This window comes from Pigmentiphaga kullae (assembly GCF_004216695.1).
Classification (GTDB): Bacteria; Pseudomonadota; Gammaproteobacteria; order Burkholderiales; family Burkholderiaceae_B; genus Pigmentiphaga; species Pigmentiphaga kullae.
The window spans coordinates 1,645,260-1,668,134 of record NZ_SGXC01000002.1 but is presented as its reverse complement, the minus strand read 5'-3'; the positions used below and the strand labels follow the sequence as shown (position 1 = coordinate 1,668,134).

The 22,875-nt window shown below is 68.4% G+C and carries 25 protein-coding genes; 8 read left to right on the top strand and 17 right to left on the bottom strand.

The window, feature by feature from the left end:
• Positions 1 to 101 precede the first annotated feature (101 nt).
• On the top strand, positions 102 to 479 hold the full coding sequence (locus EV675_RS22205; RefSeq protein ID WP_130359863.1) for a DUF3597 domain-containing protein: 378 nt from the start codon (positions 102 to 104) through the stop codon (positions 477 to 479).
• A gap of 78 nt (positions 480 to 557) precedes the next feature.
• On the opposite strand, the gene EV675_RS22200 is transcribed toward EV675_RS22205, so the two are convergent.
• The 4 genes from EV675_RS22200 to EV675_RS22185 all read right to left on the bottom strand — a co-directional run bounded on the left by EV675_RS22200 (position 558) and on the right by EV675_RS22185 (position 4,573).
• A complete protein-coding gene (locus EV675_RS22200; RefSeq protein WP_165404708.1) occupies positions 558 to 1,541 on the bottom strand; it encodes a Bug family tripartite tricarboxylate transporter substrate binding protein in 984 nt (327 codons plus the stop codon).
• A gap of 22 nt (positions 1,542 to 1,563) precedes the next feature.
• On the bottom strand, positions 1,564 to 3,108 hold the full coding sequence (locus tag EV675_RS22195) for a bifunctional 3-(3-hydroxy-phenyl)propionate/3-hydroxycinnamic acid hydroxylase (RefSeq protein WP_130359859.1): 1,545 nt from the start codon (positions 3,106 to 3,108) through the stop codon (positions 1,564 to 1,566).
• Between the two features lie 107 nt (positions 3,109 to 3,215).
• The gene (locus EV675_RS22190; RefSeq protein WP_130359857.1) at positions 3,216 to 4,118 is read right to left on the bottom strand and encodes a VOC family protein; all 903 of its coding nucleotides are present in this window, start codon (positions 4,116 to 4,118) and stop codon (positions 3,216 to 3,218) included.
• Between the two features lie 29 nt (positions 4,119 to 4,147).
• Entirely contained in the window at positions 4,148 to 4,573 is a 426-nt protein-coding gene (locus EV675_RS22185) for a GlcG/HbpS family heme-binding protein (protein WP_130359855.1), read from the bottom strand.
• A 93-nt stretch (positions 4,574 to 4,666) separates the two neighbouring features.
• Here EV675_RS22185 and EV675_RS22180 point away from each other — a divergent pair, with 93 nt between their 5' ends.
• Positions 4,667 to 5,566: a LysR family transcriptional regulator gene (locus EV675_RS22180; protein WP_130359853.1), complete on the top strand. Its 900-nt coding sequence runs from the start codon at positions 4,667 to 4,669 to the stop codon at positions 5,564 to 5,566.
• A gap of 257 nt (positions 5,567 to 5,823) precedes the next feature.
• On the opposite strand, the gene EV675_RS22175 is transcribed toward EV675_RS22180, so the two are convergent.
• From EV675_RS22175 to EV675_RS22120, 12 genes are all read right to left on the bottom strand, one after another.
• Positions 5,824 to 6,234, bottom strand: coding sequence for an acyl-CoA thioesterase (locus EV675_RS22175; RefSeq protein WP_130359851.1), 411 nt, complete (start codon positions 6,232 to 6,234; stop codon positions 5,824 to 5,826).
• Positions 6,235 to 6,248: 14 nt separating this feature from the next.
• On the bottom strand, positions 6,249 to 6,743 hold the full coding sequence (locus EV675_RS22170; protein ID WP_130359849.1) for a GNAT family N-acetyltransferase: 495 nt from the start codon (positions 6,741 to 6,743) through the stop codon (positions 6,249 to 6,251).
• Between the two features lie 77 nt (positions 6,744 to 6,820).
• Positions 6,821 to 7,129 carry a HigA family addiction module antitoxin gene (locus tag EV675_RS22165; protein WP_130359847.1) on the bottom strand — a complete coding sequence of 103 codons (309 nt, stop codon included), beginning with the start codon at positions 7,127 to 7,129 and terminating at the stop codon, positions 6,821 to 6,823.
• A 13-nt stretch (positions 7,130 to 7,142) separates the two neighbouring features.
• Complete coding sequence (locus tag EV675_RS22160) at positions 7,143 to 7,421, bottom strand: type II toxin-antitoxin system RelE/ParE family toxin (RefSeq protein WP_207222013.1); 279 nt, start codon at positions 7,419 to 7,421, stop codon at positions 7,143 to 7,145.
• 135 nt (positions 7,422 to 7,556) lie between these two features.
• A complete protein-coding gene (rng, locus tag EV675_RS22155; protein ID WP_130359843.1) occupies positions 7,557 to 9,023 on the bottom strand; it encodes a ribonuclease G in 1,467 nt (488 codons plus the stop codon).
• Positions 9,024 to 9,090: 67 nt separating this feature from the next.
• The gene (locus EV675_RS22150) at positions 9,091 to 9,687 is read right to left on the bottom strand and encodes a Maf family protein (protein WP_130359841.1); all 597 of its coding nucleotides are present in this window, start codon (positions 9,685 to 9,687) and stop codon (positions 9,091 to 9,093) included.
• A gap of 146 nt (positions 9,688 to 9,833) precedes the next feature.
• Positions 9,834 to 10,307 (bottom strand): 23S rRNA (pseudouridine(1915)-N(3))-methyltransferase RlmH, encoded by a 474-nt coding sequence (gene rlmH, locus EV675_RS22145; RefSeq protein WP_130359839.1) that lies wholly within the window; start codon positions 10,305 to 10,307, stop codon positions 9,834 to 9,836.
• A gap of 91 nt (positions 10,308 to 10,398) precedes the next feature.
• Positions 10,399 to 10,758: a ribosome silencing factor gene (gene rsfS / locus EV675_RS22140; protein WP_087841015.1), complete on the bottom strand. Its 360-nt coding sequence runs from the start codon at positions 10,756 to 10,758 to the stop codon at positions 10,399 to 10,401.
• 2 nt (positions 10,759 to 10,760) lie between these two features.
• Positions 10,761 to 11,387 carry a nicotinate (nicotinamide) nucleotide adenylyltransferase gene (nadD, locus tag EV675_RS22135; protein ID WP_242621539.1) on the bottom strand — a complete coding sequence of 209 codons (627 nt, stop codon included), beginning with the start codon at positions 11,385 to 11,387 and terminating at the stop codon, positions 10,761 to 10,763.
• Positions 11,384 to 12,292: an oxygen-dependent coproporphyrinogen oxidase gene (hemF, locus tag EV675_RS22130; protein ID WP_130359835.1), complete on the bottom strand. Its 909-nt coding sequence runs from the start codon at positions 12,290 to 12,292 to the stop codon at positions 11,384 to 11,386. Before hemF ends, nadD begins: the two co-directional genes overlap by 4 nt.
• The gene (gene purD / locus EV675_RS22125) at positions 12,289 to 13,584 is read right to left on the bottom strand and encodes a phosphoribosylamine--glycine ligase (RefSeq protein WP_130359833.1); all 1,296 of its coding nucleotides are present in this window, start codon (positions 13,582 to 13,584) and stop codon (positions 12,289 to 12,291) included. Before purD ends, hemF begins: the two co-directional genes overlap by 4 nt.
• Before the next feature lie 5 nt (positions 13,585 to 13,589).
• Positions 13,590 to 14,315 carry a YebC/PmpR family DNA-binding transcriptional regulator gene (locus EV675_RS22120; RefSeq protein ID WP_130359831.1) on the bottom strand — a complete coding sequence of 242 codons (726 nt, stop codon included), beginning with the start codon at positions 14,313 to 14,315 and terminating at the stop codon, positions 13,590 to 13,592.
• A 234-nt stretch (positions 14,316 to 14,549) separates the two neighbouring features.
• On the opposite strand from EV675_RS22120, the gene EV675_RS22115 reads away from it, so the two are divergent.
• The 6 genes from EV675_RS22115 (at position 14,550) to EV675_RS22090 (ending at position 22,132) form a co-directional block, all read left to right on the top strand.
• A complete protein-coding gene (locus EV675_RS22115) occupies positions 14,550 to 16,070 on the top strand; it encodes a helicase HerA-like domain-containing protein (protein WP_130359829.1) in 1,521 nt (506 codons plus the stop codon).
• A 106-nt stretch (positions 16,071 to 16,176) separates the two neighbouring features.
• Positions 16,177 to 16,665: a MarR family winged helix-turn-helix transcriptional regulator gene (locus tag EV675_RS22110; RefSeq protein ID WP_087841021.1), complete on the top strand. Its 489-nt coding sequence runs from the start codon at positions 16,177 to 16,179 to the stop codon at positions 16,663 to 16,665.
• A 94-nt stretch (positions 16,666 to 16,759) separates the two neighbouring features.
• On the top strand, positions 16,760 to 18,184 hold the full coding sequence (locus tag EV675_RS22105; protein ID WP_130359827.1) for an efflux transporter outer membrane subunit: 1,425 nt from the start codon (positions 16,760 to 16,762) through the stop codon (positions 18,182 to 18,184).
• Between the two features lie 57 nt (positions 18,185 to 18,241).
• Entirely contained in the window at positions 18,242 to 19,552 is a 1,311-nt protein-coding gene (locus EV675_RS22100; protein ID WP_130359825.1) for an HlyD/EmrA/EmrK family protein, read from the top strand.
• 25 nt (positions 19,553 to 19,577) lie between these two features.
• The gene (locus EV675_RS22095) at positions 19,578 to 21,191 is read left to right on the top strand and encodes a DHA2 family efflux MFS transporter permease subunit (RefSeq protein ID WP_130359823.1); all 1,614 of its coding nucleotides are present in this window, start codon (positions 19,578 to 19,580) and stop codon (positions 21,189 to 21,191) included.
• 77 nt (positions 21,192 to 21,268) lie between these two features.
• Complete coding sequence (locus tag EV675_RS22090) at positions 21,269 to 22,132, top strand: N-acetylmuramoyl-L-alanine amidase (protein WP_242621538.1); 864 nt, start codon at positions 21,269 to 21,271, stop codon at positions 22,130 to 22,132.
• Between the two features lie 4 nt (positions 22,133 to 22,136).
• On the opposite strand, the gene upp is transcribed toward EV675_RS22090, so the two are convergent.
• Positions 22,137 to 22,787 (bottom strand): uracil phosphoribosyltransferase, encoded by a 651-nt coding sequence (gene upp / locus EV675_RS22085; RefSeq protein WP_130359821.1) that lies wholly within the window; start codon positions 22,785 to 22,787, stop codon positions 22,137 to 22,139.
• Positions 22,788 to 22,875: the final 88 nt, after the last annotated feature.

Here is a 22,875-nt window from a genome sequence, read left to right as displayed (position 1 = left end):
CTCAGTTATTGCATCCCGTTACATCCCAGGACTCGGCTTCCTGCCACGGTCTATACAATCGACCGCAGGCATGTGCCGTTCACGACGATTAGGGGGAAGATGTGAGCATTTTCAAAGCCATACTCGACAAGATTTTCCCGTCCAGCCATCCCGCGGTGGCCCAGGAGGCGCCTCCGGCAGCCGCCCCGGCGCCTGGTGGCGCGGCGGCCCCGGCCATGCCGGCCGTGGATGTGGAAAACATCCTGAACGCCCTGGCGGCCAAGAGCCCCGAGAAGCTGAACTGGAAGACCTCCATCGTCGACCTGATGAAGCTGCTGGGACTGGACAGCAGCCTGGCGGCCCGCAAGCAGCTCGCGACCGAACTGCACTACAGCGGCGACACCAACGATTCCGCCTCGATGAACATCTGGCTGCACAAGCAGGTGATGCAGAAGCTGGCGGACAACGGCGGCAAGGTTCCCGACGACCTGAAGAAGTGATCGAAGGCAGGGCCCCCACGCCTGCCCCCATGCGGCGGCAAGCGTGGGGGCCCTTTTTGTTTCACGATCGCTTTTGTTTCATTCGGGCAGGATGTCGATTTCCTTCGTGATCTGCGCCCACCGCGCGTGTTCGCGCTTGAGGAAGTCGCCGGTCTGGGCCGGGCTGTAGCCCGGCGCGGCGATGGGGCCGATGGTGGCGATGCGCCCGGCCACTTCCTCGTCGGCCAGCAGCGCATTGATGTCGCGGTTGACCCGCTCGACCGCCGCCGTGGGCGTGCCGGCGGGCGCGACGATGGCGAACCAGCCCACCATATCGAAGTCGGGCAGCAGCTCGGACACCGCCGGTACCTGCGGCCAGTCCGCCAGGCGCTTGTCCGAGGTCACGGCCAGCAGCCGCAGCCGTCCTTGTTTGGCGAGCTGCGCGGTCGAGGCCACGTCGGCCACGATCGCATCCACGTGGCCGCCCATCAGGTTCTGCGCCGAAACACCTACCGACACGTAGGGCACCAGGTTGGCCTGGGCGCCGGAGCGGGCATTGAACAGGCGGGCGATCATGCCGCCGAAGGTGCGCGGTCCCTCGTTGCCCAGCGTGAACGTGCCCGGGGTGGCCTTGGACCTGGCGATCAATTCCTCGACGGTGCGGATGGGCGAATCGGCCTTGACCAGGATGCCGAAGGGGCTGCGGGCAATGAAAGCCACCGGCACGAAGTCCTTGGCGGGATCGTAGGGAAGCTGCTTGAACAGGAACGTATTGGTGACCAGTGCAGCGGTGGTCGCGAAATAGAAGTTGTAGCCATCGGCCGGCGACCGGGCCGCCGCCTGCGCGCCCACGGTATTCTGGCCGCCCGGCTTGTTCTCGATCACGACGGCCTGGCCCCAGCGCGGATACAGCCGCTCGGATAGCAGCCGGGCGATGTTGTCCGGGCCGGATCCCGGCGGCTGGGACAGCAGCAGCCGCACCGGCTTGTCGGGCCAGGCCTGGGCCAGGGCCGAGCGCAGGGGGGAAAGCGCCGGGACGGCGGCCAGGGCGGCCAGGGTCTGGATGGCGTGTCTTCTGTTCATCGTTGTCTCCTCGCGTAATGGGTCAATGCAGCGCGCTGCGCAGTTCTTCCAGCAAGGCGTCCAGTTCGCGCGCATCGGACGCGACGCCGTAGACATAGCGGTCGGGACGCACCACCGCCGCCGTGCAGCGGTGGCGCGCGAACCACGCCGCGCACACACCCTCGGTTTCGGCCAGTTCGCCCAGGTCCAGCGTGGCCATGTCCCACCGGGGGGGAAGGGCGGGCGCGGCCCCCGCATGGCGGGCGTCCAGCACCAGCCACCAGCCGTCTCCCGCCACGTGGTCCAGGCGGACGACCGCATCCGCCCGCCTGATCCAGGGTTGCGGGAACAGCGTGCCGCGGGCCGGCGTGCCGGCACGGGCCAGCAGGCCCTGTTCCAGCGGCGGAATGACTTCCTGGCGCGGCACGTCGCGCACCGTGCCGCCGCATTCGTCCAGCAGTTGGGCGTCGCGGGCCCGGGCCCGGGCCTCGTCGCGTTCGCAGATCACCGCGCCTATGGCCTTGATGCGGCCGGTCAGGCTGCGCACGTGCTGCTTGCGCTCGATGCCGTAGCTGTCCAGCAGCGCGTCGGCCTGGGCGCCCGTCACGGCTTGCCGCAGCACGGCGGCCAGCTTCCAGTTCAGATTGGCGACGTCGCGTATGCCCTGGCACATGCCCTGGCCCAGGAAGGGGGGCTGCTGGTGGGCGGCATCGCCGGCGACGAACACGCGGCCGCGGCGCCAGTCGCGCGCCACCAGCGCGTGGAAACGATAGCTGGCCTGGCGCCAGAGTTCGCCGTCCTCCGGGGTCAGCCAGCGCGACAGCAGCTTCCAGGTTTCTTCGGGCTGCGTGATGGTGCGGGGATCCTCGCCGGGCTTGAGGGAAATCTCCCAGCGGCGGTGATTGCCCGGACCGATGACCAGCGTGCATGGCCGGTCGGGTTCGCAGTACTGCACGCTGGTGCGCGGCAGCTTGGCCAGGCCGCGCTCGTTGGCCAGGACGTCCACCACCAGCCAGGGTTCGTCGAATTCCAGGTCTTCCAGCTCGATGCCGGCCAGTTCGCGCACCGTGCTGGAGGCGCCGTCGCAGCCGACGACGTATTTCGCCCGCAGGCTGGCGCGGCGGCCGTCCGCGTGGGCCAGGTCCAGCCTGGCGCCCGAGGCGTCCTGCTCCAGGCCGACCAGCGTCGTGTCCAGCTCGACGCGTACGTTCGGCAATTGCTGGACGTGGTCGCGCAGGATGCGTTCCACCGGCGGCTGGGTGAACACGTTCGATGGCGTGTAGCCCAGGGGGTAGGGCGGTTCGACCATCGTGAGCCGCTTGATCAACTGGCCATCCACGCCGAAGTACTCCGATGGCGTGAAGGGTTCCACGTACCGGGAGATGGAATCGACCAGTCCCAGCTGCTGGAAGACCCGCATGATCTCGTGATCGACCGCGATCGCGCGCGGCTTGTCGTAGACGTCGTGCTGCCGGTCGCAGACGTAGACCTTGAATCCCTGGTTGCCCAGCAGTCCGGCGGCGACCGCCCCCGAAGGGCCGAAGCCGACGATGGCGACGTCGTACAGGGGATGCGTGGAGGCGTTCATGCCCGGCCTCCGGATGCGGGGTGTTTCTTCGGGGCGAGACGGGCCATGCCCGCCAGCCGGGCGTGAGGGGTGTGCATGATGGGTCCGTGATTCGGGAAAAGGGCGCCTCAGGCGGACGAGGGCACGAAGAACACTTCGCCTTGCGCCGTCTTCAATCGTGCCGACGGAGGCGGCGAGATGCCCCACTGGTCCACCCGTCCCGGCGGCCATTTCCAGTCGTCGGGGCTGCCGGCGACGTAGCCGTCGTCGATCTGTTCCACTTCCGCCGTGTATTCGATCACCTCGCCGAACGGGCCGATGAAATAGTTGAAGGCGTTGTCGCCGGGGCCGTGGCGGCCCGGGCCCCATTCGATCGCATAGCCGGCATCCTTCATGCGGCCGCCGCCGCGCATGACCGATTCCAGGTCCGGCATGACGAAGGCGATGTGGTTCAGCGCGTTGTTGTCGGTGATTCCCACCGCGATCGTGTGGTGGTCGGCATTGCAGTTCATGAACGCCATGATGCGGGTGAGGTCCGCCAGCCGGAAGTCCAGCGCCTGCTCGAAGAAACGCCGGGTGGCGGCGACGTCGGCGCTGTTGAGCACCGCGTGCGCCAGGCGCACGGGCCGGTCAGGCACGTCGGGCGCCTGGGCGTGCCGGACGTCGCCGGTCACGACCTGGATCAGCCTGCCGTCGGCGTCGCGCAGCAGCAGTCCGCGGCCGCCGGCCGGGTCGGCCAGGGGACCGATGGTCGCCGCCAGCGTGCCGCCGGCTTCCAGGCCTGCGCGGGCGATCGCATGCAGGGCGTCCTCGTCGTGGGCCCGCAGCGTGACGTGGCGGATGGCCGTGCGCGGGCCGCGGTGCAGCGCCAGCAGATGGTGGTCCGGGCCGGTGCCGCGGAAATAAAGAGCGTCCGGCTCGCGAGCGACGACGTCCAGGTGCCAGATGCGGGTGTAGAAGTCTTCCGCCTTGTCGAGGTCGGGGACTTCCAGGGCTACGCTGCGCAGCCCTTGTATGGTGGAAGATGCCATGGGTGATTTGCTCCGTGATGCGTGCCGCGTCAGCCCGCCTGCAGGCCGGCGGCGGTGACGCCGGCGATGCAGATGTCCTCGTCCTCGTCGCCCGTGCCGCCGCTGGCGCCGGCCGCGCCAACGATGGCGCCGCCGGCATCGCGGATCAGGATGGCGCCGGTCTGCGGCAGGAAGCGTCCCTGCGCGGTGGCCGCCAGCGTGACGAAGAAGTTCGGGTTGTCCTGGGCGCGCTGTGCCAGCGCGCGGCTGGGGGCGTCCATGCCCACCGCGGCCCAGGCCTTGCCGGTCGCGATGTCCACGCGGAACATGCTGGCGCCGTCCTGGCGTTGGGCCGACTTGAGATGGCCGGCGGCGTCCAGCACCACCACGGCCATGGGCTTGTAGCCCTTGCGGGCGGAATGGGCCAGCGCGCCGGCGATGATGGCGTTCGCCTGTTCCAAGGTCAGGCCGGGCATGGCATCTCCGTTTGTTCGAGTAGTCATGCGGGCAGTCTACGAGGCGGTCGACTATCTATCCAGACGATCAGGCGAATAGTTAGAATCCATGCCATGGATATTCGTCATGTGGACCTGAACCTGCTGCGCGTGTTCGACGCCATGCTGGAGCACCGCAGCGTGTCGCGCGCGGCCGAGGCCATCGGCCTGAGCCAGCCGGCCATGAGTGCCGCGGTGGCCCGCCTGCGCGCGCTGTTCAACGATGCCTTGTTCGTGCGGACCGGCGCGCAGATGCAGCCCACGCCACGCGCGCTGGCGCTGGCCCCGGCGGTGCGCCGCGTCATGGAGACCGTCAAGAGCGAGATCCTGCAGGCCCATACCTTCGACCCGGCCACCAGCGAGCGCACCTTCACGCTGATCACGCCCGACATCGGCGAGATCAACTTCGTGCCCAAGCTGCTGGCGCGTTTCGTGCAGGCCGGACCGGGGCTGAACCTGCGCACCCTGGCCATGCCGCGCCACGCGGCGGCCGAGGCGCTGGAGTCGGGCGAGGCCGAGCTGGCCATCGGCTATTTTCCCGACCTGCACAAGGCGGGCATGTTCCAGCAACTGCTGTTCCGCAATCCCTACGTCTGCATCGTGCGCAAAGGCCATCCGGACGTGGGCGATGCGCTCACGCTCAAACAATACCTGGCCTTGCCGCACGCGGCGGTCAGGCCGGGGCGGGAACACCTGTTCGAGGAATATCTTCAGCGCAAGGGGCTAAGGCGCAGGATCCTGCTGGAGACCTCGCATTTCACCAGCCTGCTGCCCATCATCGAGAGCTCGGACCTGATCGCCACCGTGCCGCACGACATGGCCACCGTCTGCGTGCAGCACGCCGACATCCGCATGGTGGACGTACCGCTGAAGGTACCCACCATCGAGGTCCACCAGTTCTGGCCGCGCCGCTTCCACAAGGACGCCGGCAACATGTGGCTGCGGGCGCAAGTCTACGAGCTATTCAGAGAGTAGAGGTCCCCCCCCTACGCCCTTCGGGCGCCCCCAAGGGGGCGATGCGGGTGGACCGGCGGAGCCGGATCCACCGCATCCTGGGTCTAGTTCCTTTATCTTGGTATGTCACACCGTTGCTACCGCTGGCAGCCAGCGAAGCACAGGTGCTCCAACCCAAGATAAAGGAACTAGACCCAGGAAACCGCGGATCTGGCTTTGCCAGTCCGCCGGTTTCGCCCCCTGGGGGGCGCCCGAAGGGCGTAGGGGGGGGACACCCTCTACCCTATTGCAGTTCGCAAGTCGTCGGGCAGCGCGATCGACTTGTGCGTGTCCAGCGAGGTGGTGACCAGCGTCTGGACCGCCGATATCCGCACCACGTCGTCCGTGCCCACGCAGCGCCAGGCCAGCGTGATCGAGCGGTTGCCCAGGCGCGTGACCTCCAGCTCCAGCCACACCTGTTCGCCGAAGCGGCTGATGGCCCGGAAGTCCGATTCGATGTGCACGGTGGGCATGCCTATCCGCCGCTCGCCCACCAGGCCGTGGTAGCCGCCGGGCAGGATCGCGTCTATCCAGCTCTCGACCAGGTCGTTGAACAGGATGAAGTACTGCGGATAGAAAATGATGCCGGCCGGGTCGCAGCGGGAAAAATGGATCTTGTAGGGAAGCCGGAACGTGTGTGCGGTTTGCATGGGGAGACGGTTCGTCAGGGAAGGGCGGGCGCGAGCGGCCTGCGGAAGCACACGCGGTGCTGTCCCGGACCCGCATGGTCGAGATGGACGGGAACGCCGTCGATGACGCCGGTTCCGGGCGCCAGCTCGAAGCCCATGCGCCGGTGGAAGGCGATCGAGCCCGTATTGGCCGGGGACGTGATGCTGCGCACTTCCCGGCAGCCCCGGGCCCGCGCGGCATCGAAGAAACGTTCGTACAGCACCCGCCCCAGGCCCGAGGCGCGCAGCGTGGGGTCGACGCCGACGAAGTGGATGTAGGCCACGCCCGCTTCCGACTGCGAGACGAAGCCGACCAGGAAGGCGCGCACTTCCCCGGGCCGGCCGGCGACGAAGCTGGTGTCGCGGAAGTGCTCGAAGAACAGGCGCTGCAGCAGGCCGCGCATGGGCCGGCCGCCCCACCAGTCGTCCACCACCGAGGCGATGGGTTCGTAGTCGTCGATGGACAGGGGGCGCAGGGGGGGGAGCGTCATGGATGGCTGCAAAGGGATATGCCGGGTGCCGGGAATGTCTCGCGGACACGATACACGAGTTCATGCCCGTCCTATGCCTAGGCCGTGACGGCGTGCGCGTGCCGTTTGATCTGCGCCAGGGTTTCCTTCCCGATGGCGTCCCTGGCTCGTTCGGTATCGTAGTGCGCTTGCAGGCTCATCCAGCTTTGCGCGTCGGTCCCGAAATAAACACCCAGTCGCACGGCGGTATCGGCGGTGATGGCGCGTTGTCCCTTGACGATTTCGTTGATGCGTCGGGGCGGTACACCGATGGCCTTGGCCAGGGCGTATTGGGTAATACCCATCGGCTCCAGCCAGTCGTGGAGCAGGATCTCGCCAGGAGTGGCGAGGGGGACTTGTCGGGGCACGGTGTTCTCCCTGCTAGTGATAATCCACGATCTCGACGTCACTGCTGATCCCCGCGCTGAAGCGAAAGCACACGCGCCATTGCGCGTTGATCCGGATGCTGTATTGTCCGGCCCGGTCGCCCGAGAGCGCCTCCAGCCTGTTTCCGGGGGGCGCGCGCAGGAAGTCCAGTGTGGCGGCTGCGTGGATCTGCTGGAGTCTGCGCATCGCCACCACTTCGATGTTGGCGAATCGTTTGACGTGTCTGCCCTGAAACAGCGCTTCAGTGTGGGGGCACTTGAATGACAGGATCATTGGATGGATAGTAACGTATCGCGTTATTAACGTCGAGCGTTAATAACGCGGTGTATGAGAGTTCCTTGCGGTGCTTCGTGCACCGCAAGTCTGCCATCCATTTCCCTGGTGTCGAGCGGACCTGGGATATCCGCATCACATCAAGATGATGTCGTACTGCTCCTGGCTATAAATACCCTCGACCTGCAGCGAGATCGGCTTGCCGATGAAATCGCCCAGCGCCGCCAGGTTCTGGCTTTCCTCTTCCAGGAACAGATCCACCACCGCCTGCGCGGCCAGGATGCGGAATTCCTTGGGGTTGAACTGCCGCGCCTCGCGCAGGATCTCGCGCAGGATCTCGTAGCACAGCGTGCGCGCGGTCTTGACCTGTCCGCGGCCCTGGCAGGTGGGGCAGGATTCGCACAGCACGTGGCTGAGCGATTCGCGCGTGCGCTTGCGCGTCATCTCGACCAGCCCCAGCTGGGTGAAGCCGTTGAGCGTGATGCGCGTGCGGTCGCGCGCCAACGCCTTGCGCAGCTCGCCCAGCACGGATTCCCGGTGCTCCAGGTTCTCCATGTCGATGAAGTCGAGGATGACGATGCCGCCCAGGTTGCGCAGCCGCAACTGGCGCGCGATGGCCTGCGCCGCCTCGAGGTTGGTCTTGAAGATGGTGTCGTCGAAGTTGCGTCCGCCGACGAAGCCGCCGGTGTTGACGTCGATGGTGGTCAGCGCCTCGGTCTGGTCGATGATGAGGTAGCCGCCCGATTTCAGTTCGACGCGCCGCGACAGGCCCCGGTTGATCTCTTCGTCGACGTTGTAGAGGTCGAACAGCGGACGCTCGCCGGTGTAGTGCATGACCTTGTCGATGACCGAGGGTGTGAACTCGCGCGCCCAGGCCAGCAGCCGGGTGAAGCTGCTGCGCGAATCGATCTGGATGGAGGCGGTCTCGGTGCTGACCACGTCGCGCAGCACCCGCTGCGCGAGGTTGAGGTCTTCGTGCAGCAGCCATGGCGCGCCCTTGGTGCGGGCCTGCTGTTGCATGATGGCCCACAGCTTGCCCAGATAGGCGATGTCGGCCGCGAGTTCCTCGTCGGAGGCGTCCTCGGCCTGGGTGCGCACGATGTAGCCGCCTTTCTCTTCGGCGGGCACCAGACGCTGCACGCGGTCGCGCAGCTGGTTGCGCTCGGCCTCGGATTCGATGCGCTGCGAGATGCCGATGTGCGGATCGTAGGGCAGGTAGACCAGCATGCGGCCGGCCACGCTGATCTGCGTGGACAGGCGGGCGCCCTTGGTGCCGATGGGGTCCTTGATGACCTGCACCATCAGGGTCTGGCCCTCGAACAGCAGTTTCTCGATGGGGGTGGCGGGGTGGCCGCCGTGGGCGCGTTCCTGGCGGCTTTCGCGGATGTCGGCGATGTGCAGGAAGGCGGCGCGGCCCAGGCCGATGTCGATGAAGGCGCTTTGCATGCCCGGCAGCACGCGCGCGACGCGGCCGAGGTAGATGTTGCCGACGTAGCCCTTCTGCGAGGTGCGCTCGATGTGGAGTTCCTGGACGGCTCCCTGCTGGATGACGGCGACCCGGGTTTCGTACGGGGATACGTTGATGAGGATGTCTTCGGTCATGGAATGTGCCGGTGGCGTGCGCGACTATCCGCAGCTTACCGCGAGTCGGGTGGCGGCGGGGCGGGGATCAGGGCAGGACGATGCCGGCCAGTCCCAGCAGGCGCGCCGTTTCGTACAGCGGCAGGCCCATCACGCCGGTGAAGCTGCCGGCGATGTGCTGCACGAACACGCCGCCCAGGCCTTGTATCCCATAGGCGCCGGCCTTGTCGTAGGGTTCGCCGGTGTCGCAGTAGCGCGAGATATCGCCCGGCGTCAGTTCGCGAAAGCGTACGAGGGTGATGGAGACGTCTTCGTGCAGCGTGCCGCGATGGACCAGGGCGAGGGCCGTGTGTACTTCGTGCTCGGACCCCGACAGCCGTCCCAGGATGCGCACCGCGTCGTTCCGGTCGACTGGCTTGCCCAGCACGTCGCCGTCCAGGATGACGGTCGTGTCGGCGGCCAGGATGGGGCGCCCGGCCAGCTTGCGCTGCTTCAGCAGTTCGGCGCCGGTCAGCGCCTTTTCGCGGGCCGTGCGGCGCACGTAGTGGGCGGCGGGTTCACCGGGCAACTGCGGTTCGTCGGGGCCGTTCGCGGGCGGCGGCAGCAGCAGTTCGTGCTCGACGCCCAGTTGCGCCAGGAGTTCCCGGCGGCGCGGGCTGCGCGAGGCGAGGTAGATGGGGGGCATGTCAGCGCCCCATGGCGCGATGCGCCTTTCGTGACGGATGAAGCGGGTGCTGGTTGATCCAGGACGCCGCGGATCCGGCTTTGCCGGTCCGCCAGCGTCGCCCCCTTGAGGGGGCCCGCGTAAGCGGGTAGGGGGTGGGTTTCATCCTAGCCGCCTCGATGGTAGGGGTGGTTGGCCAGGATGGACCAGGCCCGGTACAGTTGCTCGGCCAGCAGCACGCGCACCATGCCGTGCGGCAGCGTCAGGCTGGACAGCCGCAGCATGCCGTGGCAGCGGCGCTTCAGATCGGGGTCCAGTCCGTCGGGCCCGCCTATCAGCAGGGCGACGTCCTGGCCGTCGTCGCGCCACTGCTGCATTTGCCTGGACAGGTCCATCGTGGTCAGGTCGCGGCCCCGTTCGTCCAGGGCCAGCCAGCGTCCGCCGGCGGGCAGGGCGGCTTCGATGCGCCGGGCTTCCAGGGCCTGCATCTGCGCGGCGGTCTTGCCGGTGGTGCGCGGTTCAGGCCGCACTTCGCGCAACTCGATGGGCAGGTCGGGCGGCATGCGCTTGGCGTAGTCCGCGTAGGCGTCGTCCACCCATCCCGGCATGCGATGCCCCACGGCGATGATGATGAGCTTCATGCCCCCAGCCTCGTTAGTCAGATGTCCAGACCCAGGATGCGGTGGATCCGGCTTTGCCGGTCCACCCGCATCGCCCCCTGGGGGGCGCGCGTCAGCGCGTAGGGGGGGGACTCAATTTCACACGGACGGGCTTGCCGCCCCAGACCTCTTCCAGGTTGTAGTACTGGCGGATGGCCGGCTGCATGATGTGGACGACGATGTCGCCCAGGTCCACCAGCACCCACTCGCCGGTTTCCTCGCCTTCGGTGGCGATGACCTCGCCGCCCAGGGCCTTGATCTTCTCGCTCACGCTGGAAGCCAGGGCACGGGTCTGCCGGTTCGAGGTGCCGCTTGCGATGACGACGCGGTCGAACAGGCTGGTGAGGTGGGTGGTGTTGAGCACCGTGATGTTCTGCGCCTTGACGTCCTCGAGGGCATCGACGACGGCGCGTTGTAGTTTGCGTATGTCCATATTCAGGCCTGATACAGGCGATGCTGTGTGATGTACCGAAGTACGGCGGGGGGAACGAGGCCGTCGACCGATTCGCCGCGGGCCAGCCGCCGCCGGATGCCGGAGCTGGACACCGCCATCTCGGGCATGGGCAGCCGGTGCAGGGTGCGCCCGTGCCGGGCCAGCTCCGCATGCAGCGGGGCGGGGGGCTCGGGTTCGGTGCCAGGGCGGCCGGCCACCGCGAGGTCGGCCAGCGCGACGATGCCCTGCCATTCATTCCAGGTGCAGAAATTCGCCAATTGGTCCGCGCCCAGGATCCAGACGTAGCGGGCGCCAGCCGCCGGCGTGCCCGTGCCGCCCGCCAGGGCGCGCAGGGTGTCGATGGTGTAGCTGGGGCCGCCGCGGTCGATCTCGATCCGGTTCAGGGCCAGGCCCGGCTGGCCGGCGATGGCCAGCGCGACCATGTCGGCGCGCTGTTCCGCCGTGGCCGCCAGCGGCTGGCGCTGCCAGGGCGCGGCGGCGGGTATGAGCTGGACCGAGGCCGCGTCCAGGTGCGCGAGCGCGGTGCGGGCCAGCGTCAGGTGCGCTTCGTGGATGGGGTCGAAGCTGCCTCCCAGCAAACCGATGCGCGGTGCCGTGGACGCGCTCAAACCCAGTCCCGGGGGGGCAGCAGTTCGTAGAGGCGGGCCTCGGGCGAACCGGGTTCGGGGTGCCAGTCGTAGCGCCATTGCGCCAGCGGCGGCATGGACATCAGGATGGACTCCGTGCGCCCGCCCGATTGCAGGCCGAACAGCGTGCCGCGGTCGAACACCAGATTGAACTCGACGTAGCGTCCGCGGCGGTAGGCCTGGAAGTCGCGTTCGCGTTCGCCGTAGGGCAGGGCCAGGCGCCGGCGCACGATGGGCAGGTAGGCTTCCAGGAAGGCATCGCCCACCGAACGGGTGGCGGCGAAGGCATGGTCGAAGCCGCCTTCGTTGAAGTCGTCGAAGAAGATGCCGCCCAGGCCCCGGGCTTCCTTGCGGTGCTTGAGGTAGAAGTACTCGTCGCACCACTTCTTGAAGCGCGGATGGAGATCGGCGCCGCTGGGGTCGAGCGCGGCCTTGCACGCGCGGTGGAAATGGACCGCGTCTTCCTCGAAGGGATAGTACGGGGTCAGGTCCATGCCGCCGCCGAACCAGAACACGTCGTCGTCGTCCGAGGCATGGACGGACTTGGCGATGAAGACCCGCACGTTCATGTGCACGGTGGGCACGTAAGGATTGCGCGGGTGGATCACCAGCGAGACGCCCATGGCTTCCCAGGGGCGCCCGGCCAGCTCGGGGCGGTGGGCGCTGGCCGAGGGCGGCAGCGTGGCGCCGGTCACGTGGCTGAACAGCACGCCGCCGCGTTCGAACACCCGGCCGCCTTCGATCAACCGGGACACGCCGCCTCCGCCTTCGGCCCGTTCCCAGGCATCCGAGCGGAAGGGGCCGCCTTCGATTTCCTCCAGCCCCTGGACGATGCGGGACTGCAGGCCGGTGAAATAGGCGCGGGTGTGCGCGGTGTCTATCTTCATGCCGTGCCGGGCTCCGCGGGGGCGTTGCGGCGCGTGATGGCACGCCAGCCGATGTCGCGGCGGTACTGCGCGCCGTCGAACTGGATGGACTGCAGCACGTCGTAGGCGCGCTGCTGCGCCAGCCGGGCGGAGTCGCCCAGCGCCGTGACGCACAGCACCCGGCCGCCGCTGGTCCGGACCTCGCCGCCGCTTTCGGTGGTGCCGGCATGGAACACCATGCTGTCGGGCGTCTCGGCGGGCAGGCCGCGGATGACGTCGCCGGTGCGCGGGGTATCGGGATAGTTGTGGGCGGCCATGACCACGCCCAGCGCGGTGCGGCGGTCCCAGTCGATGTTGGCCTGGTCCAGCGTGCCGGCCACCGCGTGCTCGAAGACTTCCAGCAGGTCACTCTTGACGCGCATCATGATGGGCTGCGTCTCCGGATCGCCCATGCGGCAGTTGAATTCCAGCACCTTGATGCCGTTCGGGCCGATCATCAGCCCGGCGTACAGGAAGCCGGTGAACGGAATGCCGTCCTTGGCCATGCCCTGGATGGTGGGCCAGATGACCTCGCGCATGATGCGGCCATGCAACTCGGGCGTGACCACGGGGGCGGGCGAGTAGGCGCCCATGCCGCCGGTGTTGGGGCCTTCGTCGTTGTCCTTGAGGCGCTTGTGGTCCTGGCTGGTGGCCAGCGGCAGCACGTGCTTGCCGTCGCACAGCACGATGAAGCTGGCTTCCTCGCCCTCGAGGCATTCCTCGATCACCACGCGGGCGCCCGCCTGGCCCAGCTTGCCGTCGCCCAGCATGGCGTCGACCGCGGCGTGGGCTTCCTGGACCGAGGCGGCGACCACCACGCCCTTGCCGGCGGCCAGGCCGTCGGCCTTGATGACGATGGGCGCGCCTTCCTGGTCGATGTAGGCGTGCGCCTGCGCCGGGTCGGTGAAGGTCTGGTACTTGGCGGTGGGAATGCCGTGCCGGACCATGAAGGCCTTGGCGAAGTCCTTGGAGCTTTCCAGCTGCGCGGCGGCCTTGGTGGGGCCGAAGATCTTCAGGCCGCGCGCGCGGAAGATGTCCACCACGCCGGCCGCGAGCGGGGCCTCGGGACCGACCACGGTCAGGCCTATGCCTTCCTTTTCGACGAAGTCGGCCAGTTGCGTCGGGTCGGTGATGGAGATGTTCTGCAGGTGCGAGGTCAGGGCCGTGCCGCCGTTGCCGGGGGCGACGAACACCTTCTGGGTCTTCGCGGCTTTGGCCAGTTGCCAGGCCAGGGCGTGTTCGCGGCCGCCGGAGCCGATGACGAGAAGCTTCATGTGGGTTACTCGTCCATGACCGCGGTGGTGTAGACCTCCTGGACGTCGTCCAGGGATTCCAGCACGTCCAGCAATTTCTGCATTTTCTCGGCGTCCTCGCCGGACAGGGCCGTTTCGTTGAGCGCCTTCATCACGATGCCGTCCATCTCGGCCTTCATGCCGGCGCCGTCGAAGGCCTGCTTGACGGCGACGTAGTCGGTGGGGGCACAGATGACCTCGATCACGCCTTCGTCGTCGGTGATGACGTCCTCGGCGCCGGCATCCAGGGCCCGTTCCATGACCTTGTCCTCGGACGTGCCGGGGGCGAACAGGAACTGGCCGCAGTGCTTGAACATGAAGGCGACCGAGCCTTCCTGGCCCAGGTTGCCGCCGTGCTTGGCGAAGGCGTGGCGGACCTCGGCCACGGTGCGCGTGCGGTTGTCGGTCATGCAGTCGACGATGACGGCCGCTCCGCCGATGCCATAGCCTTCGTAGCGGACTTCCTCGTAGTTGTCGCCGTCGGCTCCGCCGGCGCCGCGCGCGATGGCCCGCTGGATGGTGTCCTTGGGCATGTTGGCGTCGGTCGCCTTGTCCCACGCCAGGCGCAGGCGGGGGTTGGTGTCGGGGTCGGCGCCGCCGGCGCGGGCGGCCACGGTGACTTCACGTATCAGTTTGGTCCACAGCTTCCCGCGCTTGGCGTCTTGGCGCCCTTTGCGGTGCTGGATATTGGCCCATTTGCTATGTCCGGCCATGGAAATCGCTTGTGTCGTAACGATGAAAGGGGCATTTTAGCTTGACCGGCAGGTGGCGGCTCCCGGAGGAATGTCCACTTGCTGCCAATACCACATCCCGCGCACCATCCCAGCCCTGCGAAAGCTGCCGAACCGGGGCGCGGAGCCAGGCCCGGCGCGGCTTTTGACAAGAGCGGGGCCTTGCGCACAGAATCCCCGCAACCCCCGCCGCCCAGTTTGCCCAACGGAACCATCATGGCCGCTCCCATTCTCCTTGCCAAGAACGCCAAAACCGAGCTTTTCCTGCTGCCGGGCATGGCCAACCGCCACGGTTGCATCACCGGCGCGACCGGCACCGGCAAGACGGTCACCCTGCAGGTCATGGCCGAAGCCTTCTCGCGCCAGGGCGTGCCGGTGTTCATGGCCGACGTCAAGGGCGACCTGACCGGGATTTCCCAGGCCGGCGCGCCCACGCCCAAGCTGCAGGAGCGGCTCAAGTCGCTGGGGCTGGACGCGCCGGCCTGGGGCGCGAGTCCGGCCACGCTGTGGGACGTCTTCGGCGAACAGGGGCATCCGGTGCGGGCCACGGTGTCCGACATGGGGCCGCTGCTGCTGGGCCGGATGCTGAACCTGAACGATACCCAGTCCGGCGTGCTGACCATGGTGTTCCGCATCGCCGACGACAACGGCCTGCTGCTGCTGGACCTGAAGGACCTGCGCGCGATGCTCCAGTACGTGGGCGACAACGCCGCCCAGTTCAAGACCAGCTACGGCAACGTCTCGGCCGCCTCGGTGGGCGCGATCCAGCGCGGCCTGCTGGCGCTCGAGGCGCAGGGCGGCGACCGCTTCTTCGGCGAACCCATGCTGAACATCGACGACCTGATGCAGACGGACGCCCAGGGGCGCGGCGTGGTCAACATCCTGGCCGCCGACAAGCTGATGCAATCCCCCACGCTGTACGCGACCTTCCTGCTGTGGATGCTGTCCACGCTGTTCGAGCACCTGCCCGAGGCCGGCGACACCGACAAGCCCAAGTTCGTGTTCTTCTTCGACGAGGCGCACCTGCTGTTCAACGATGCGCCCAAGGCCCTGCTGGACAAGATCGAGCAGGTGGTCAGGCTGATCCGTTCCAAGGCGGTGGGCGTCTATTTCTGCACCCAGAACCCGCTGGACATCCCCGAGACGGTGCTGGGCCAGCTCGGCAACCGCGTGCAGCACGCGCTGCGGGCCTTCACGCCGCGCGACCAGAAGGCGGTGAAGTCGGCGGCCGACACCATGCGGCCCAATCCGGGCCTGGACATCGCCGCCGCCATCACCGAGCTGGGCGTGGGCGAGGCGCTGGTGTCGCTGCTGGACGAAAAGGGCCGGCCGGGACCGACCGAACGCGCCTACGTGGTCGCGCCGGGCAGCCGGATCGGTCCGGCCACCGATGCCGAGCGGCAGGCGCTGCGCCAGTCGTCGCTGGTGGCGGGGATCTATGAAAAGGCCGTCGACCGGGAATCGGCCTACGAAATCCTGGTTGCCCGCGCGGGGGGCGGCACGGCCGCCTCGGGAGGCGCCGCGGCCCCGGCCCAGCCCGGCCAGCAGCCGGCTTCCGAGGGCGGCCTGGCCGACGGTCTGCGCGACATCCTGTTCGGTTCCACCGGCCCCCGCGGCGGCCGCCGGGAAGGCGTGCTGGAGTCGGCCGCCCGCAGCGCGGTGCGCTCGATGGGGACCCAGCTCGCGCGCGACCTGACCCGCGGGCTGCTCGGTTCGCTGCTGGGCAAGCGGCGCTGATACCGGCCGCGCATGACGCGGCCATGAAGCCCCTGCCGCCAACAGGGACTATAAGTGGGTCTATTACTGCATTGACAACCATTGCCTATGCAGCAATAATGCCGGCATGGCAGATTCCACCTCGTCCCCCCGCATTTCTCCGGAGCTGGCCGACCTGATTCGGCGCTACGACCCGGAAGAAAGCGTGGGCTACCTGATCAAGCAGGCCCATTTGTCGCTGCAGCGCGCCGTCGATGCCGAAATGACGGCGCTCGACCTGACGGCCATGCAATGGGGTCCGCTGATGCTGCTCGCCATGGGGCGGGGGGAAACGGCGGCCGAACTCGCGCGCAGCGCCTGTTCGGACACCGGCGCCATGACGCGCATGCTCGACCGCCTCGAATCCAAGGGATTGATACGGCGGGTGCGCAGCGCGGAAGACCGCCGGGTCATCAAGCTGGAGCTGACGGAAGAGGGCGTGCGCGCCACCGAGCAGGTTCCGCAGCGCCTGCACGACGCGGTCGATCTGCACACCCGCGATTTTTCCGAACAGGAAGTCCAGCAATTGAAGTCCTTGCTGCGCCGCATGGCGGCCAACGGCGCCCAGCGCGGCTGAGGCCGGGCCATCGGGGCGCGGCCCTTGTTTCGTTTTTATGACTGCCTAAGCAGTAATAGGCAAGGCAATTAAATTCAGCGGATCGTAAGCTTCCATGAAAAAACTCTTGCTAGTGCCCCTGGTCGCCGCCCTGGCCGCGTGCGCCGGCATGGACCGGGACGGCGCGTCGCACGCCCGCCTGGTCGATGCGCCCACGCTGGGCATGGCGCAGGCCGACGTGCGGTGGCCGGTGCAGCAGTGGTGGCATCGCTACGGCGATGCGCAATTGGACGGCCTGGTCGATGAGGCCATCGCGGGCAGCCCCTCCATCGTCATCGCCCAGGCCCGCCTGGCGCGCGCCGAGGCGGCCGTGGGCAACGCCCGCGCGAACGGCCTGCCCCAGGTCGACGGCACCTTCACCGCCACCCGCCAGCGCTATACCGAGCACGGCGCCATCCCGGCGCCGCTGGCCGGCGGCGTGCGCACCGATTCGCGGCTGGCGCTGAACGTGAGCTATGAACTGGATTTCTGGAACAAGAACGGCTCGCTGTTGAAGGCCGCGCTGTCCGAAAGCCGGGCGGCGCAGGCGGAGAACCAGGCGGCGGTGGGCATCCTGGCCAGCGCGGTGGGATCGGCCTACTTCAACCTGCAGCGCCTGTTCGCGCAGCGCGACGTGCTCCTGGCCGCCATCGGGCAGCGCGAGGGCGTGGCCGACCTGACCCGCCAGCGCTATGCCTCGGGGCTGGATACGCAGGTGGAAGTCAAGCAGGCCGATTCGGCGCTGGCCGAAGCCCGTACGCAACTGGCGCAGGTCGACGAGAGCATCGCCCTGCAACGCAACGAACTGGCCGCGCTGGCGGGGGCCGGCCCGGAGCGCGGCGCGGCCATCCGGCCCGTGCCGCTGGTGTCGCCCGGCACCGAGGTGCCGGCCAGCATACCGCTGTCGCTGCTGGGCCGGCGCGCCGACATCGTCGCCGCCCGGTGGCGGGTCGAGTCCGCCCAGCGCAACGTCGACGCTGCCAAGGCCATGTTCTATCCCGACGTCAACCTGGCGGGCTTCGTCGGCACGTCGGCACTGGGGCTGTCCAACTTGTTCAAGTCCGGCAGCCAGATCATAGGCGTCGGCCCGGCCATCACCCTGCCGATCTTCGAGGGCGGGCGGCTCAACGCCAACCTGAAGGGCCGGGCGGCGGACACCGACCTGGCCATCGCGTCCTACAACCAGACCGTGCTGCATGCCGTCAACGAAGTGGCCGACACGCTGGCGTCGATCCGCGCGCTGGACCGCGAGAGCGGCGAGCAGCGCAAGGCCCGCGAGGCCATCGAGCAGGCCTACGAGCTGGCGGTCAAGCGCTATCGCGCCGGACTGGGCAACTACCTGAGCGTGCTGACCGCGCAGAGCGCGGTGCTGACGCAGACCCGGCTGGATACCGATCTGAAGGCCCGCGCCCTGACGCTGGACGTCGCGCTGGCCAAGGCGCTGGGCGGCGGCGCGGAACTGCCCGCCGGCCCGGCCGAGCCGGTCGCCGCCGCGCGCTAGCCGAACGAGTCGAACACCTGTTCATGCCGCGCGCAGCGCGGCGCAAGGGAAAAAGAGATGGAAACCGCACAACAAGCTTCCAAGAACCCCCGCAAGAAACTGCTGCTGGGCGCCGCCGGCGTGTTCGCCGTGGCCGCCGTCGCCTACGGCGCGTGGTGGGCGCTGGTGGCCCGCCACTACGAAGGCACCGACGACGCCTATGTGCAGGGCAACCTGGTGCAGATCACGCCCCAGATCGCCAGCACCGTCGTCGCCATCCAGGCCGACGATACCGACTACGTGAAGTCCGGCGACCCCTTGATCCTGCTGGACAAGGCCGACGCGCAGGTCGCGCTCGACCAGGCCCAGGCGGCGCTGGCCCAGACCGTGCGCCAGGTGCGCACGCTGTATGCCAACAACGGCGCGCTGACCGCCAACATCGCGGTGCGCCAGGCCGACATCGAGCGCGCGAAGGCCGATCTGGCCAAGGCCCAGAACGACGCCAGGCGGCGCCAGGAGCTGGCCTCGTCCGGCGCGGTCAGCGGCGAGGAACTGCTGCACGCGGAAACCGCGGTCAGCAACGCCAAGTCGGCGCTGGCCTCGGCGCAGGCGGCCCTGGTGGCCGCGCGCGAGCAGCTCGCCACCAATACCGCGCTTACCGACGGCACCAGCGTCGAGCAGCACCCCAATGTGCTGGGCGCCGCGGCCAAGGTCCGCGAGGCCTACATCAACCTGTCGCGCACCTCGCTGCCCGCGCCCGTGACCGGCTACGTGGCCAAGCGCAGCGCGCAGGTGGGGCAGCGCGTGGCGCCCGGCGCCTCGCTGATGACCATCGTGCCGCTGGACCAGGTGTGGGTGGATGCCAATTTCAAGGAAGTGCAGCTGGGCCGCATGCGCATCGGCCAGCCCGTCACGCTGGAAGCGGACGTCTACGGCTCGAAGGTCGAGTACCACGGCAAGATCGCCGGCCTGGGCGCCGGCACCGGCAGCGCCTTCGCGCTGCTGCCGGCCCAGAACGCCACCGGCAACTGGATCAAGGTGGTGCAGCGCGTGCCGGTGCGCATCGCTCTGGACCCCAAGGAGATCGAGGCGCATCCGCTGCGCGTGGGCCTGTCGATGAACGTCTCGGTGGACGTGTCGTCCACCGACGGTCCGGCGCTGGCCGAGGCGGCGCGCACCGCGCCCGCCTATTCGACCACGGTCATGGACCATGCCCGCGAGGATGCCGATGCCCTGGTAGCCGCCACCATCGCCCAGAACCTGGGCGGCCGCGCGGCCGAGGCCAGGCCGGCGGTGGCCAAGACTTCGCCGCTGCACATTTCCACGCCCGTTCGCGCCGACAACGGCGGCGCGATGGCGGTCGCGCGCCACGGCGCGGGCGTGATGTAGGAAGGCGCCGGCCACGGATGCTGCCATGACGACCAACGCTTCCTCTCCGGCCCCGGCCGACGAACCCGCCGCGCGACCCGCGCCCGGCGGCCCGCCGGCGACCCATCCGCCGCTCCAGGGCGGCCAGCGCGTGCTGGGTACGATCGCCTTGTCCGCGGCGGTGTTCATGAACGTGCTCGACACGTCGATCGCCAACGTTTCCCTGCCGGCCATTTCGGGCGACCTGGGGGTCAGCACCAGCCAGGGCACCTGGGTGATCACCTCGTTCGCGGTGGCCAACGCCATCGCGCTGCCGCTGACGGGCTGGCTGACCATGCGTTTCGGACAGGTGCGGCTGTTCATCGCCTCGGTGCTGCTGTTCATCGTCGCATCGTGGCTATGCGGCCTGGCGCCCAACCTGGAGTCGCTGATCGCGTTCCGCGTGCTCCAGGGCCTGGTGGCCGGCCCAATGATTCCGCTGTCGCAGACGTTGATGCTGGGCAGCTACCCGCGCGAAAAATCCGGCATGGCGCTCGCGTTCTGGGCCATGACCACGCTGGTGGCGCCCGTGGCCGGTCCCTTGCTGGGCGGATGGATCTCCGACAACTATTCGTGGCCCTGGATCTTCTACATCAACATCCCGGTCGGCCTGGCGGCGGCGTGGGTGAGCTGGAGCATCTACCACAAGCGTGAATCGCCGATCCGCAAATTGCCCATCGACACCATGGGCCTGGTCCTGCTGGTGGTCTGGATCGCCGCGCTGCAGATCATGCTGGACAAGGGCAAGGAGCTCGACTGGTTCGCCAGCGGCACCATCGTGACGCTGGCGGTGGTCGCGGTGGTCGGCTTCGTGTTCTTCGTCATCTGGGAACTGACCGACCGGCACCCCGTCGTGGACCTGCGCCTGTTCGCGGGACGCAACTTCACCGTGGGCGCGTTGACGCTGTCGATCGCCTATGCCGTGTTCTTCGGCAACGTGGTGCTGCTGCCGCTGTGGCTGCAGACGCAGATGGGCTACACGGCCACCGACGCCGGCCTGGTGACCGCGCCCATCGGGCTGCTGGCCATCGTGTTCACGCCCATCGTCGGCCGCATGCTGGCGCGCACGGATCCCCGCATCCTGGTCACGATCGCCTTCGGCGTGTTCGCCGGCGTCAGCTTCATGCGCTCGAACTTCACGCCGCAGGCCGATATCGTGACCCTGCTCGAACCCACCGTGCTGCAAGGCGCGGGGATGGCCGCGTTCTTCGTGCCGCTGGTATCGCTGACGCTGGCCGGACTGCCGCCTGACAAGATCGCCAGCGCCTCGGGCCTGTCGAATTTCCTGCGCATCACCGCGGGGGCATTCGGCACTTCCATCTCGACCACGATGTGGGAAGACCGGGCGGCCATGCACCATGCCCACCTGACCGAACACATCGCTTCCGGCAGCGGCGCCACGTCGCAGGCGCTCTCGACCATGCAGGGCGCGGGCATGTCGCCGGGCCAGGCACTGGCATCGATCAACAACCTGATCACCGGGCAGGCGCTGACGATGTCGGTGGTCGACATCTTCTACGGCTCGGCCATCATCTTCCTGGTCCTGACCGCGATGGTCTGGCTGGCCAAGCCCGGCAAGCGCGGAGCGGGGGCGCCGGCCGATGCGGGCGGCGCGCACTGAGGGCGGGGCCCGGCCGTGAAATTTACGAGGGTGCCGCGAACGACTATATTGCTTCGGACTTTCCCCGCAGGAATCCGATGACGCGGCCTTTTCTTTCCCGGCCCCTGGCCATGCTCGGCCTGGCCGGCCTGCTCGTGCTCCAGGGCTGCGCCCCGTTGGCGCCCGGCGGGCGCGGCCTGGATATCGACACGTCCATCAGCGCTCGCAGCCAGGGCAGCCGCGTGCGCTTCATCGTGCTTCACTACACGGTGTCCGAGTCGTCGCGGGCGCTGGGCACGCTCAGCCAGGGCGAGGTCAGCAGCCACTACCTGGTCACCGACGACGAACCTGCGCGCATCTACCGGCTGGTGGACGAGAACCGCGCCGCCTGGCATGCCGGCCAGAGCGAGTGGGGCGGCTATACCTGGCTCAATCGCAGTTCGATAGGCATAGAAATCGTCAATCGCGGGCCGGTCGGCGCGGCTGCCGACGGCACGCCTGCCTGGCAGCCGTACCGGCCGTCGCAGATCCGGGCCGTGCGGGCGCTGGTGCGCGACATCGCCGACCGCCACGGCGTTGCGCCCGAGAACATCGTCGGCCACAGCGACGTCGCGCCGCTGCGCAAGCAGGATCCCGGCCCGCTGTTTCCGTGGCGCGAACTGGCGCGCGAGGGCGTGGGCCGGTGGTACGACGAATCGGTGGCCCGGGCGCTGGGCGCGCGCTTCGCCGCGCAGGGGCTGCCCGACATGGCCTCGGTCCGGCAGCAGCTGATGCGGGTGGGCTACGCAGTGCCGCCCGCCGACTCCCCCGAGCGCGAGATGCAGGCGGTCCTCGCGGCGTTCCAGATGCATTACCGGCCCGCGCGCTACGACGGCGTGCTCGATGCCGAGACCGCCGGCGTGCTGGCGGCGCTGGTGGCCTCGTCGGGGCCGGCGGGCGCGGGCGATGCGTCGGCCTGGTAGAAACCTAGTTCTTGGTGCCGAACAGACGGTCGCCGGCGTCGCCCAGCCCCGGCACGATGTAGGCGTTCTCGTCCAGGTAGTCGTCCAGCGACGCCAGGTACATGGGGACGTCGGGATGGTGGTCGCAATAGACCTGCATGCCCTCGGGCGATGCCACCAGCGCGACGAAGATGATGCTCGAGGCCGGCACGCCGCGCTTCTTCAGCGCTTCCACCGCGTGGGCGGCCGAATAGCCCGTGCCTATCATGGGGTCGCACAGGATGAAGGTGCGGCCCTCGAGTTCGGGCAGGCGTACGAGGTATTCCACCGGCCGGTGCTGCTCGTCGCGGTACAGGCCGATATGGCCGACGCGGGCCGAGGGCACCAGGTCCAGCAGTCCGTCGGCCATGCCGCTGCCCGCCCGCAGCACCGGTACCACCGCGAGCTTCTTGCCGGCTATCACCGGCGCGTCCATGGGCGTCATGGGCGTCTCGATGGGGCGCAGCGCCAGCGGCAGGTTGCGGGTGACCTCGTAGCCCATCAGTTGCGAGATTTCGCGCAGCAACTGGCGGAACGTCCGCGTCGACGTGTTCTTGTCGCGCATGTGGGTCAGCTTGTGCTGGATCAGCGGATGATCGAGGATGAACAGGTTGGGAAAGCGCGGATCGGTCTTCACATGCGTACCTTGAGGGTGGGCGGACGGCGCCTCGCATCGTGGCGCGGCCGATATTCTCCGCGATTGTATGCGCGATTAGAATGCGGCA